At 31.8% G+C, this 12528-nt stretch carries 16 protein-coding genes; 7 read left to right on the plus strand and 9 right to left on the minus strand.

The genetic code is table 11. The features are described from left to right. The first annotated feature begins 265 nt into the window (after nucleotides 1-265). Nucleotides 266-1537 (plus strand): MFS transporter, encoded by a 1272-nt coding sequence (locus tag X928_RS04500; protein ID WP_103078677.1) that lies wholly within the window; start codon nucleotides 266-268, stop codon nucleotides 1535-1537. Between the two features lie 28 nt (nucleotides 1538-1565). Here the strand turns inward: X928_RS04500 and X928_RS04505 are convergent, their stop codons facing one another. The 3 genes from X928_RS04505 to X928_RS04515 are packed head-to-tail and all read right to left on the minus strand — an operon-like array spanning nucleotide 1566 to nucleotide 3869. Beyond that, a complete protein-coding gene (locus tag X928_RS04505) occupies nucleotides 1566-1889 on the minus strand; it encodes a NifB/NifX family molybdenum-iron cluster-binding protein (RefSeq protein WP_103078678.1) in 324 nt (107 codons plus the stop codon). An 18-nt stretch (nucleotides 1890-1907) separates the two neighbouring features. Then, complete coding sequence (locus X928_RS04510) at nucleotides 1908-2765, minus strand: damage-control phosphatase ARMT1 family protein (RefSeq protein WP_103078679.1); 858 nt, start codon at nucleotides 2763-2765, stop codon at nucleotides 1908-1910. A gap of 39 nt (nucleotides 2766-2804) precedes the next feature. Next, a complete protein-coding gene (locus tag X928_RS04515) occupies nucleotides 2805-3869 on the minus strand; it encodes an ERCC4 domain-containing protein (RefSeq protein ID WP_103078680.1) in 1065 nt (354 codons plus the stop codon). 256 nt (nucleotides 3870-4125) lie between these two features. Here X928_RS04515 and X928_RS04520 point away from each other — a divergent pair, with 256 nt between their 5' ends. From X928_RS04520 to X928_RS04530, 3 genes are all read left to right on the plus strand, one after another. Next, nucleotides 4126-5007, plus strand: a complete 882-nt coding sequence (locus X928_RS04520) for a DegV family protein (protein WP_103078681.1) — start codon at nucleotides 4126-4128, stop codon at nucleotides 5005-5007. A 216-nt stretch (nucleotides 5008-5223) separates the two neighbouring features. After that, nucleotides 5224-5496 carry a LysO family transporter gene (locus X928_RS04525; RefSeq protein WP_103078682.1) on the plus strand — a complete coding sequence of 91 codons (273 nt, stop codon included), beginning with the start codon at nucleotides 5224-5226 and terminating at the stop codon, nucleotides 5494-5496. Continuing rightward, nucleotides 5493-6065, plus strand: coding sequence for a LysO family transporter (locus tag X928_RS04530; RefSeq protein WP_103078683.1), 573 nt, complete (start codon nucleotides 5493-5495; stop codon nucleotides 6063-6065). The genes X928_RS04525 and X928_RS04530 overlap by 4 nt, the downstream gene beginning before the upstream one ends. Nucleotides 6066-6279: 214 nt before the next feature. On the opposite strand, the gene X928_RS04535 is transcribed toward X928_RS04530, so the two are convergent. Both X928_RS04535 and X928_RS04540 read right to left on the minus strand, forming a co-directional pair. Continuing rightward, nucleotides 6280-7299, minus strand: a complete 1020-nt coding sequence (locus X928_RS04535) for a type II TA system antitoxin MqsA family protein (RefSeq protein WP_103078684.1) — start codon at nucleotides 7297-7299, stop codon at nucleotides 6280-6282. A 49-nt stretch (nucleotides 7300-7348) separates the two neighbouring features. Continuing rightward, nucleotides 7349-7930, minus strand: a complete 582-nt coding sequence (locus X928_RS04540; RefSeq protein ID WP_103078685.1) for a hypothetical protein — start codon at nucleotides 7928-7930, stop codon at nucleotides 7349-7351. 455 nt (nucleotides 7931-8385) lie between these two features. On the opposite strand from X928_RS04540, the gene X928_RS04545 reads away from it, so the two are divergent. Together X928_RS04545 and X928_RS04550 are read left to right on the plus strand one after the other, a co-directional pair. After that, nucleotides 8386-9381 (plus strand): Rpn family recombination-promoting nuclease/putative transposase, encoded by a 996-nt coding sequence (locus X928_RS04545; protein ID WP_103078686.1) that lies wholly within the window; start codon nucleotides 8386-8388, stop codon nucleotides 9379-9381. Between the two features lie 157 nt (nucleotides 9382-9538). After that, nucleotides 9539-9901, plus strand: coding sequence for a hypothetical protein (locus tag X928_RS04550; protein ID WP_103078687.1), 363 nt, complete (start codon nucleotides 9539-9541; stop codon nucleotides 9899-9901). A 321-nt stretch (nucleotides 9902-10222) separates the two neighbouring features. Here X928_RS04550 and X928_RS04555 read toward each other — a convergent pair whose 3' ends face one another. The 3 genes from X928_RS04555 to X928_RS04565 are packed head-to-tail and all read right to left on the minus strand — an operon-like array spanning nucleotide 10223 to nucleotide 11848. Further along, nucleotides 10223-11053 carry a hypothetical protein gene (locus X928_RS04555; RefSeq protein WP_103078688.1) on the minus strand — a complete coding sequence of 277 codons (831 nt, stop codon included), beginning with the start codon at nucleotides 11051-11053 and terminating at the stop codon, nucleotides 10223-10225. Further along, nucleotides 11034-11579: a hypothetical protein gene (locus X928_RS04560; RefSeq protein WP_103078689.1), complete on the minus strand. Its 546-nt coding sequence runs from the start codon at nucleotides 11577-11579 to the stop codon at nucleotides 11034-11036. Before X928_RS04560 ends, X928_RS04555 begins: the two co-directional genes overlap by 20 nt. 47 nt (nucleotides 11580-11626) lie before the next feature. Further along, on the minus strand, nucleotides 11627-11848 hold the full coding sequence (locus X928_RS04565) for a hypothetical protein (RefSeq protein ID WP_103078690.1): 222 nt from the start codon (nucleotides 11846-11848) through the stop codon (nucleotides 11627-11629). Between the two features lie 218 nt (nucleotides 11849-12066). Here X928_RS04565 and X928_RS04570 point away from each other — a divergent pair, with 218 nt between their 5' ends. After that, nucleotides 12067-12294, plus strand: coding sequence for an RpnC/YadD family protein (locus X928_RS04570; RefSeq protein ID WP_245857176.1), 228 nt, complete (start codon nucleotides 12067-12069; stop codon nucleotides 12292-12294). Between the two features lie 31 nt (nucleotides 12295-12325). On the opposite strand, the gene X928_RS04575 is transcribed toward X928_RS04570, so the two are convergent. Continuing rightward, nucleotides 12326-12478, minus strand: coding sequence for a type II toxin-antitoxin system HicA family toxin (locus X928_RS04575; RefSeq protein ID WP_103078691.1), 153 nt, complete (start codon nucleotides 12476-12478; stop codon nucleotides 12326-12328). Nucleotides 12479-12528: the final 50 nt, after the last annotated feature.

A 12528-nucleotide genomic window follows, 5' to 3' on the forward strand; every position in this document is an offset into this window, starting at 1 on the left:
CTTTTTGAAAAGTAATTTGAATTAAAGAATTTTTAGGAAAAACACTCATAAAAGAGGACAGTAATCCATATTTGACAAGAAGCTTAAACGAGTTTGAAACACCTAAAAATATATGTTAAAATTATAATAATTATTTCCTTGTAAATTGAGCTTCGGGGAGAATTAGCGCGGGTCTCCTATTCCTTAAATGGGTGGGTAGCGGGGCGAAGGGGCGCTAAATCTAGAATAAAGTTACTATAACAAGATCAAAACAGGGGGAAATTCTATGACAAAAGAGCAAAAAAGAAACTTTTGGCTATACTCCACAGGTAGGCTCGTATCTTTAATAGGAACTGGCGTACAAATGATTGCTTTACCGCTTTATATTCTTGATCTTACAGGCTCTGGAACCCTTATGGGTACATTTTCTCTTTTAAGTATGCTGCCAGGCTTGATTTTTTCACCGATAGCAGGGGTTTTGGGAGATCGAATGAATCGAAAGAAAATTATGGTGAATATGGACTATTTACGAGGGATAATTATACTTTTTATGGCATATTCAGCCTATCAAGGTTGGATGAACATCGCCTTTATCTTCACTGCCCAAGTATTTATTTCTATATTAGACAGTATTTTCGGCGGCTCAACCGAGGCAATGTTTCCCGACTTAGTTCCTATTGATTTCCTCACCAAAGCTAATTCGGTAAATTCTTCAATAAATAGTGTTTCTAGAATTATAGGACCAATCCTTGGAGGAATCATATATGGATTTGGGGGAATCAAAGTTGTATTTCTTATAAATGGAATTTCTTTCGTTATTTCTGCTATAAGCGAAATGTTTATTACTTACGTACCACATTTTGAAGGTAAGCAGAAAATATCCTTTAAATCTATGTTTTCAGACATCAAAGAGGGAGTAATTTTTATAAAGGGAAGAAAAGGTTTGAAAGAATTACTTTTGTTTGTAATGATTGTCAATTTTTTATTGGCACCGATTCTTACGATTGTGCTTCCTTATGTATTAAGGCAAGAAATTGGATTTACGAGCGAACAGTATGGAATCACTCAATCTTCTTTTACCGTGGGGATACTAATTGGCAGTATTTTAATTGGTACTATTTTTTCTAAAAATAATCCGAAAAAATCGGTGACACTCGGTTTAACAGTAGAGGCAATTATGTTATTCATCATTTCAGGTTTATTTTTTCCTAATATCGTTACCAAATTCGGAGGTGCATCATGGACTTTATTAATAATTTTGTACATAAACCTTATGCTAATAGGCGTGAGCAATGCTTTTATAAATATACCTATTGATACCAACATGCAAAAAATGACACCAACCAAAGTAAGATCTCGTGTTTTTACGGTTGTGGGGTTGATTGCTCAAGGAGCTGTACCTGTTGGTGCACAAATATATGGTATTCTTTTAGATTTAATGAGGGGATATCAAATTGCACTGTTTGCAAGCATAGTATCAGTTATTGTAATTATCCTATTTTTAAAAATTGCACCAGAAGAAACGTTCAATCCTAAACCTGTTAATAAAGAAGCGTGAAAATCGAACCTTGATAAAATCAATTTTTTCAATGGTGGTCTAATGCTTTCACAATTTCCTTTTCGGCTTCTTGTATTGAGTCAGAGTTAATTATAAGGGGAGTATATCCTAAATTCATGATTACTTCTTTGGACTTTTTCCCCATGGACTTTGCTACCCAAACATTGCAATCAGAAAGGAATTTCATTATATCTTCAACTTCCGAATGTTTGTGCTGAGTAAAGTTATCGTTAATTCTTTCCTCAAAAAAATTCAGCATGCCATTCTCTAATTCGTATATCCTATATTTCTCAGATATTCCAAAATGTGCTTTGTTTACACTGTTTCCTTTTATGCCTAATGCTATCTTCATAGTATCTCTCCTTATATTTTAGTAATATTTGAAGACAAAATTGCCTGTTTTTAGACCACCGTTTAACCTCTTTGCAATAACATCACATTTGATTTTTAACAAATAGAAAATAGGTCTACTTTCATCCAATAATCCTTCTAAATTTCCTTGACCTTTACTGATTATAATATCTGCATTTGAAAATATTTGTAGGAACTCTTTACTTGAGTTTTTTAATACTATTCCAGGGGTATCGCATCCACTTGAAATTAAAGAACAGTATCTATCAATTCCTATATTCTTTGCTTCTTTCCTAGTGACATCGTTTAAAATGGGCTTGTCTCTGACTGCATAAGTAAGGGTCACCTTATACTTTAATAACTCTTGAATGAGTAACTTGTCAAAAACAGCTTCACCGGCATTATCGGCTATAATTAGTATACTGTTGGCATTAGATAATTGTTCTTTAAAAAAAGGGTAATCACTATGTGAAAACCCGTTTTCAATGGCTCTTTTGACGTTATCCTCTATATCAACGTTTAAGCTAACCCCCGCATCTATAGAATTTCCAACTGCTGACATTATCAAAGCCGATAATAATGGATCTTCTGAACTTTTAACTAACTTTTCTATAGTTGGATAGTATTGTTGAGCAGCTTTTATATTTTTTTCTTTGAATTCTAAATATATATCGTCCTTTCCTGTTTTTTGTTTTATATAATTTTGAATTCTAGTAACTATTTCAGGAGCAGAATCATCATCGGTGATATCTGGGATCATTCGAGCATATTCATTCAAAATATCTCTAATAATTTTTCTGTTCTCACCGACTGCCATTCTACTTGCCTCAAGAACTTGTCTATATATACATGGAATACAATCATACTCGATTTTCAAGTAATAAAACCTCCAACATTTTATTTTTTCTTAGTTAATCTAAGTTTTTTTCCACACACTTTTTTTGCCTTTGCCAAAATTTTCTATATAACCTTCTTCTCTGAGATCGCTCAACACTTTTCTGATCTTAGTATCAGAAGTTAATGGGAATTTTTTCCTAAGTTCATTTATAGTGAAAGTATCCTCAGTAGCTTCAAGTATTTCTCTTCTTATATCGTAGTACATACCCCCTGTAAAATCTTTTTTAGTTTCATATTTAGATGCCACTTCTGAAACAATAGTTGGGATGTTATCCTTTTCATGTGACATGACCGCTTGAAAGAACCGTAAAGTCCATTCATTTGCTAATTTCCTGTTTCCAGCAAATATTATTTGAAACCCAGGATGATAAGCAAAAATCTCAGCTAAAACTTTAGACAAATAGGATGGTGTGTACACCTTCAGCTTACATGGATTCAAAAAATCGGAGTAATTTGCTTCAACAACGAAAGAAGAATGTTTGTATTTAGCTAATTCACCAAGCTTCATGTGTAGAAGAGGCAAATTCCCAATGTCTCCAATAAAATTGGTAAAGGTTTTTCTTTCAGCAACCGCTATTATGCCGCTTTCACTTAGCAAGGCATAATCGCCGGCTTTGAGCTGCGCTCTTTCAACGTTACAATTGGCAAATTTCCATGGATATCTTTCATTTATGTCGATCAATATATGAAGATGATGATTCCCTTTTGCTGTTAATTTAACTTTAGGGCGATGTTCTTTTAGTCCTTGTTCCGTTCTCCAAAATATCTGTTCGTATTCTCCTTCTTTATTTTTATACTTCTTTTTTAAAAAGAGAAAGTCGCATCTTTTGTTTTGTTTTCTGTCAAGAACTACAGACAACCTTTTTCCGTAGCGATTTATTGATATAATAGGAACTCTTTCAATCTCTTGGTAATTACTCGATGGTTTTTCTGTGTCTCTCATGCAAAAGATATGCTTACCAGCACCTGGCCATTTGTCCTGGACGAATAGTGATAATATTATTTTTTCTCCTTTTCTGATAGTTACCCTGTAAGGAAATCTGTATTTTTCTGTTGATTCAAGAACCCATAAAAAAGAACCCATCGATTATTCACCTTTCTTACAAAAAAGAAAATACTCAGTATTTCTTTCTATATCTAATTTTATAATATTTTTCAGTTTTTGCAAAATTGATTTTGCGGTTTTTGAAAATTTTTCTTTATTCATGACGAATATGATTTCTATAACAAAAGGCTTCTATCATGAAAATAGTGAGTGATTAATCTCGAGTTCATTTCTATTTATAAGGTGAATTGATATATAATTATAATTGAAAAAACTATTTAGGGGAGGAGTTTTTATGCATAAAATAGCACAGATAGTTGATGCTGCAAGTAATTTACCCATAGAAATTCTTGAAAAATATAATATCGTCAAAATTCCTTTTTACATAACCTTTGATGGGAAAGAGTATCTTATTCAAGGTAAAGATATCTCTGATGAAGAATTTTACAAGAAAATGGCTGAAAATCTAGACAAAGCCCCAAAAACTGCTGCACCAAATCCAGAAGATTGGTTCAACGCTTTTAAAGAAAAATATGATAAAGGTTTCAAAGAGATAATAGCTACAACAATATCAAGTGAGTTATCTGCAAGTTATCAAAATGCTTACATAGCAAAAAATGACTTCATTGATAAATACCAAGACTCAAAAATAACCTTAATAGACACAAGAACCTGTACATGTGGACAGGCTGCTTTGGAGGTAAAAATCGCGCAAATGATCAAAAGTGGAGAAAAATCTTTTGAAGAAATCTCCAAAATAGCCAAAGAATCTATCAAAAAAACTAGTACAATATTCACTGTGAAAACCTTAAAATACATGAAAGCCGGTGGAAGAATAGGTGGTGCTACCCAGTTCGTCGGCACTCTATTAAATATAAAACCGATAATGGAATTTGTGAATGGAGTAGTAAAACCAATAAAAGCAGTTAGATCAAGAAGAAAATCATTAGAAGAAATGGTCAACATAATTTCAGATAGAATAAAAGATCCTAAAAAGGTAATTATCTCCACAAGGAACGCCATGTGTGAAGAAGACGAAGAATACATGATAGAAAAACTCAAAGAAAAGCTAAACTATGAAGGTGAAATATACTCAAGTACTTTGGGAGCAGTAATTGGAGCTCATTCTGGGCCTGGGGCAATAGGAATAGGCTTCACAGAATTAGAAGAAGAATAAAACAAAAGGATGTAGGGTGGGCTACGGGGTTAAAGAGTGCTAATAAAGATTCTTATTCCTCACGGGTGGACAGCGGGCGAAGGGGCGCTAAATAAAGACTAACGACAGCTTACATCAAAACAAATAACTTTTAAAAAGAAAGAAGAAACGAAAAAAAGAAATGAAAATTGAAAAGTTTTCCAAAAAGCTTGAGAATTAACTACGAGGTGATCCATTATGATGGTTGGAATACTTATAGCTTTTTTATTTGGTCTTTTCTTAGGATTAAAAGGATGGCTAAAATGGTTGAAAAAAATTAAACCTGTCTTATGGTCAACAGTTTTGTTGCTCTTTTTCATGGGTTATGAAATTGGCAACGATGATACTTTGTTTTTTCAAATTAAAGAAATTGGATTCACAGCTTTATACATAGCAGTGTTTTCCATTATTGGAAGCATTCTTTTCACTTCTATTTATGAAAAGTTTTTTAAAAAGGAGAAAACTAAATGATATTGCTATTATCTGCAGTTATTGCCGGAATAATATCCGGTATCTATTTTAACATTAATATCCCGAACAATTTAACTACTATTTTACTAATGTTTTTAGTTTTTAGCGTTGGGGTTGACATAGGAAGTGAAGAAAAGATACTCTCAAAATTAAAAGTCAACATGAAAAATATACTTTTTCAATCAATTTTAACTATATTAGGAAGTCTTATTTTTGGCTCTTTGGCAATATTCTTTACAGACTTGAATTTACAAGAATCACTAGGCGCTTCTGCAGGATTCGGTTGGTATTCTCTTTCAGGGGTTATGATCAGCAATCTTTACTCTCCTGTTCTAGGAGCCATTTCTTTCACTGCAAATGTAATTAGAGAAATTTTAGCAATAGTTCTAATTCCTTTAGTTGCTAAATGGTCTCCTCTAGGAGCAGCATCAATTGGAGGAGCCACTTCAATGGACACAATGCTTGGAGTAATAGCAAAAAGCACCGATAAAGAAACTACTCTAATAGCCTTTGGACAAGGAGTAATACTTTCTCTTTCCGTTCCAATTCTCATAACAATGATCTTTTAGAAAAAGTAAAGCTTTTTTCCTTAAACGGGTGGGTAAAGAGGCGAAGCCCTAATTTTCCTTCCTTAGATGGGCGGGCTGCGGGGCGAAATGACAAAAGAATCTTTTCCTTATGGGTGGGGAGCGGGGGAAGGTCGCTATAAAACTCATTATACAAAATTCGAGTGATAGGGTGGTATATTGTTATAGATCAGATATATCCATAAAAAGCTTGACCCTAAATCACTATCTCTTCATCATAATTTGAACTTTTATAAGCCACGTCATTATGTGATACTTCAACTAATTTTCTAGCGCTCAATCCTCCATAATTTTTAACAATTTTTTCTACAATCTTTCTTTCTTCATTCGTTAAATTCCTTAAAGGAGCTTGATCTACCAAACCAATCTTATACGTCTCTTGCAAAAACTTTTTAGAAAAATCGATATTCATTTTTATTAAATTCGTCTTTATCAAATAATCTAAAAGAACGCCCTCTTCATTTTTTGCTCCTTTAGGAATTGGGCCATAATTATAATGAATAAATTTCAAATTAGCAATTTGCCTGCCAAGAACTTTTTTGGATTCTTTTTCAACTAACCATAGCAATTTAAAAAAGACGGTTTTGTATAAAAAATCCTTATGATAATATTTTTTTGAATAATAAAATAAACCAGCTATTAAACCTTTCATTTTTTCAATATCTATTTCAGGATGTTTAATATACAGAATTTTTTCCAATTCTTGAATTTCGAGTTTATTTTCAAATTCTTTAAGAATTCTTTGAATGTTTCCTAAGATCCTCTTATACTCGATATCGGGAATATTATCTTTATTACTTTTTAAAATTTTGTAAAATTCAACTGGTTCGGAAACTCTCTTAATCAAATCGCTATTAACTTTAGTTGGTAACGAACCCATCTCATAACGTTGTATAGTAGCTTCTCCTAAACCTAAAATCAAAGCAAATAATGTTTGAGAGACATTATACTTACTTCTAATTTCCTTGATCTCTTCCGGTAACACCAAATTATTCAATTCAGCATATTTTCTGTATGCTGCTTTTAAATTCTCATTCTCATAGTATGGTTCAAGTAACTCAGCCCCACATTCTTCACATATAGCAACAGTCCGTTCGACTTCAATAGGGTAATTCTTAACGTTATAATTCTCTTTCTTTTTTGTTGTTTTATACCTCACCAATTTTCCACATTGCTCACAAAACAACTTTTCTTTTGGTTTTTTCAATTCATACATTTCCTTCACCCTCCTCAATACTTATGGGTGGGAATCAAGTAAAGCGAAGCTACTCCTTTTGATCAATTGCTTTCTTTAATAAATCTGAAGGGCTTTCAAATTCCAAATTAATGAGTCTTATATCTTCGCCTAACACACCTATCATAAGATGAATAAGTTGTGTGATCCAGCTCTTGGTTTTTGTTTCAAGTGTAAGCGTATTGTCAAAATTCACTTGAACTTCTCCAATAATCTGTCGGGCTCCCGGCGTTTTACTTATAGGGTTCCAGTGCCCTTTAGGATAAGGCCTTGTCCATATATAATATGCTCTCTCCTCATTTATATCTACAAGCCACACATCACTAAGCTTTTCGAGTTTACTCATTGCTAACTCTGCGTTACCTATTTTAAATACGGCTGTGCAAAAGATCATTGGTTCCTCTCCCGCAGGGAAACCTTTAAGATTAATATTAAACATCTCTTCAACTTGTTCACGAAGATGCTCATCAAAATTAAGAACAGAAAGCAGGTATTCCTTTTCCTGTTGAATTTTTTGTTGAATAGAAGTTACCTGAGTTGTAGAATAAGAATCTTTACTCATACTTTGCTCGCCAACTTCATTCTCCTTCTTTTTCTTTGGACTTTTTGACATTTTGATATACACCCCTTTTTGTTATCAGAATATCTATCTCTAACACAATGAATGATTATACGGAATTATAGTTTTTCTTCCCAAAAACATTTACTGACCATCCTTATTATACCATTACCTTTCTTGTTTTAAAATTTTAAAACACTAAACCTTTTAGAAGTCAATTTTGATAAATTATGAAAGAATAAACGCAGGCGTGCTGTGGGGTGAATGGACAAGAGGCTCTTTTCCTTAGAAGGAAGGGGGATGAAAAGTTAAAAGAATCTTTCCCTTGTGGGAGGGGAGAGGGGTTAAAGAGCGCTAACAAAGATTCTTATTTTTCACGGGTGGGCAGCGGGGAAAGGGCGCTATAAAACTTATTATATGCTAGTTGAGTAATAAGTTAGCACACCTTCAAAAACATATGGTATAATTAAGTTGAATAACACAAATCTAACAAAAAAGAGAGGCCAGCTATGAACGAATTAGTGCACAATCCTCACGATCGATTCTTCAAATGGATTTTCAGTGATAAAAAGATAGCTCGAGACTTCTTACAAAATTATCTACCTCAAGAAGCTGTAGAAATAGTAGACTTAGATTATTTAACCCCTGAAAACAACAGTCATGTAGATGAAAAACTTAAAGAAAGCCTCTCGGATATGTTGTACAAAACAAAGATAAATGGACAAGACGGATACATATACATTCTGATGGAACATAAAAGCTACATTGAAGGTAAAGTAATCTTTCAACTGTTGAGATACATTACGAGCATATGGGAAGAAAAATACGATCCCAAAACAAAAAAGGTACCGATAATAATACCGATAGTAATATACCATGGAAGAGAAATCTGGAACGTAGAAACGAACTTATCAAATATGGTACAAGGGATAGAAGATTTACCAGATGAACTAAAAACATACTTACCGACATACCGATATGAAATATGTGATTTCTCGATCAAAAGGAAAAAAAGGATAATAGGATTAACAGCGACAAAAGTTGCAATAGAAGCAATGAGAGCAGGAACGGCAATGACCAAAGAAGAATTTAAAGAAAGATTAGCAAGGGTATTTGAATACATAAAACAACTACCAGAAGAACAGGTACATGAATGGTTTGAAGGATGCATGATCTACTTATTAAACGTAAGGGAAGATGTAACGATAGAGGAGATATTAAAGGTACAAAAAGAAATAATGCCTGGAAGGGGTGAAATAGTTATGACGATAGCTGAAAAGTTGAGAAACGAAGGTAAATTAGAAGGTAAATTGGAAGGTAAAGTTGAAGGAAAACTTGAAGAAAGAAAAGAATTTGAAATTAGATTACTAAGCAAAAGATTCGGTAACCAATTAACCAAAGAGTTAAAAGAGAAAATAAGAAAAGCAGATGAAAAAACGATTGATTACATAGGAGACAATTTGTTAGAAATAACCATAGAAGACCTAAAAGAAATATTGAAATAATGGTAGTAAGCTAAACACTAGCTGATATTTTTGGATGTGTTACAGAGCGAAGCCCTTTCCCACTTCCTTAAAAGAGGGAGTGAAAGGGCGCTATCTCTTAAATTCTAGAGTCTTCAAAGTTTCTATTTGCTTTTTGAAAAGAAGGGGGTAGCTTGTAATGCTTACAGTTCTCAGAGCCTACAAATTAGGCAAAAATTCTGGCTTAATTCTATACCACGATACAAAAGAAAAACACTACTATACTTACCTATACTCCATTGGTTTAATGTTATATGGAGACTCCATAGAACAATCTCTTAATGAAACCATTCAGGTTTTAAGCGAATACCAAGAATTTATAGAAAGAGGCAAATTAAACCCAATAACTCTATTAAAAAAAGAAAAATTGAGTAAAACTATTCAATTATATTGGGGCTTATTAAAAGCAAAAATTATTTCACATTCTAACAACAAAAAGAATATGGAAGATAGTATAGATCAAATTAACCAAGGAATTATTCACTTAAAACATGCCTTTTAAAAAACAATAATCATAACCATCAAATGGGGATTTATCCCCATTTTTTTACTTTAATCTTCAACTTTAATCCATTATAAAATTAACCTCCGCCAACTAAGCAAACAAACTCACCCAAAGTTGTGGCATAGACTTTGGATACATCTTTTAGAGAAGGTTTTTCAATTAATTCCTTTTGCACTTACCAAACGAAAAGTGTACCAAAAAAGTGCCCGCTGAACGAAAATTAGTCTCTACATCTTTATTTTTATTTTATAAGGAAGTTCCTTTTTTCAAATTCTTTCTTTTTTATTTACAGGAATGCTTCTTTACCTATTTAAATGACTAATTAATAGGTATTATTGAATTTGCTATTCTTTTTTCATTTTTTACAGGTGTTGTGTAATATCTTTGATCAATTCCATACAATATACTTTTTAAATCTTCATCGCTTCTTACGACAAATGCGCCTTTTTTTCTCTCTAAATCAGGGCAATAATCTTTAATGTAATCAAATATTTTTTTCTTTTCCTCACTATTAAAATTTTTCATTGTGTTCATTGCCATAGCAATTCTTTTTCTATTTGATTTTTTCACATTTTTAGAAGAAAATCCCTGATCAAGGCATATGAAGCTTTGTTCTAAAAATTCTTTTGTTTCTTCCTCAGTTGCTTCTCTATATAATTCTTCTATCCCTTTAAATATTGAGGTTATAGAGGTTAATTTTTTGAAGTATAGTTTATCTTGATTTTTTAAATAAATAGCATCCGGAATATCATTAATTACTATAAATTTAGTATTTTCTTTGAATTTAAATGCATCTCCAAGATATAATAACTTTTTACTTAGAATATGAGAGTTTAACACTCTTTGAAAGTAATATTCATTCTTATCTTGATATGAAAAAATAAAATCTATTTTATCTATTTCAAGTTTTTCTAATTGTGAATACTCAACAGACTCAAAATTGTTTTTTAGAATATCAAGGCAATATGGTTTCTTTGAAAATTCAGATATAGCGAACCAAGAATCTTCGTCTAAATTGTGATCTGGTAAATACTCAATTGGATTATCTAAATCTTCAGGTAATTTATAATAAAAATTATCATCGGATGTTATTTTTCTATATTTATTATCATTACCTCTTTTTCTTATTTTAGCCATCAGATGATTCACCTTTTCCCCCTCCATTATCTATAAAAGTATAATTATTGATACGTTTTAAATTTTCAAAATGTACATCGCTTGGTTTTCTGAGAACTTTTCTTGTGATTAAAAAAATTTTTATATTATTCTCCGTTGTTACATAATAAAAGTGTCTCTTCCACAAAAGAAATAGAGGATTAAAATAAATAGTTTGTGAAAAGTAAGTAAATACAAACAAAATCAGAAAAACAAAAATAAGAGTTTCGACATCAGGAACACTTAGAGCAACAAAAAAATACCCTAAATAACTAGGTAAATAAACATTATTTGCATGTTCTAAATCTTTTACATTTCCTTCAATACTGTCAGTACTTAAAAAGCGAGTGCAAAGAAGGCTTAAACCCGTCATTAAAGCAGGAATTGAAATAAATATTAGATAGGAAACCCAATTCGGAGCCTTATTTATTATTATACAGTGCTGTTTTATCAAAAAAATCACAATCATTAATGATGTAGCATTGAAAGTCAAAAACAAGTTATATAATTTATTACCCACATCTCATCCTCCTAGGGAAGAAAATTCTCTGTTCTCAGATCAAGTCTTTACAAGTTGTGACACTCTGGAGAACAATATTTACAACCATCTATTTTCCACTTAGGATATCTTTGTTTTGCTTCTTTTATAGCTCCATGGCAATTACGAAAATCACCCAATTCCTCACAATCTTTAACTTCACTTAACCACTCGCAATTTTCTTCATGCACTTCATAATGCATGATTCCTTCTTCATATTTAGGGGTCAAATTCAAATAATAAACTGACAACTCAAATCATCTCCTAAAAATTTTTTTGAACAGAGAATTTTCTTCTTTAAAAAATAACAATAAAATTATACAACTTTTTACATTTATTTTTATAATCATATGAATATAAAATAATTTTTATATCAATAGACCAATTAATTTAAGCTATTTTGAGTTATAATTTTATAAAAAAAGAGTAAGTCACTAATATTAAATGCCCTGGAAGGGGTAAAATAGTAATGACAATAACTGAAAAGTTAAGAAAGGAAGGAATGGAAAAAGGTAAATTGGAAGAAAGGGAAAGATTTATAGAATTCATCATAAAAAACTTAAGTAAAAGATTCGGTAATCAATTAACCGAAGAGTTAAAAGATAAAATAAGAAAAGCGGACGAAAAGACTATCGACTACTTAGGGGATAACTTGCTAGAAATAACTATAGAAGAACTAAAAGGGGTATTGAAATAATTTTTTAAAGACACCCTTCATGGGCGTTTTTTCAAATAAAAAGTGTTGGAGGAACAATGACTCTTTTCTTTGAAATTTCATTATAATAAACATGGTGACTTTCTCTAACTCTATCTAATGTAAAACCTTGCTTTTCAAGAATTTTGATAACTTGCTGAGGGGAAAGGTTTGGTAATTTCAACATCTAAATTTCCACCGTTAATGTATACTCCAAAGATATGATATCATTTCAAA

It is taken from the genome of Petrotoga miotherma DSM 10691, assembly GCF_002895605.1.
GTDB classification, from domain to species: Bacteria; Thermotogota; Thermotogae; order Petrotogales; family Petrotogaceae; genus Petrotoga; species Petrotoga miotherma.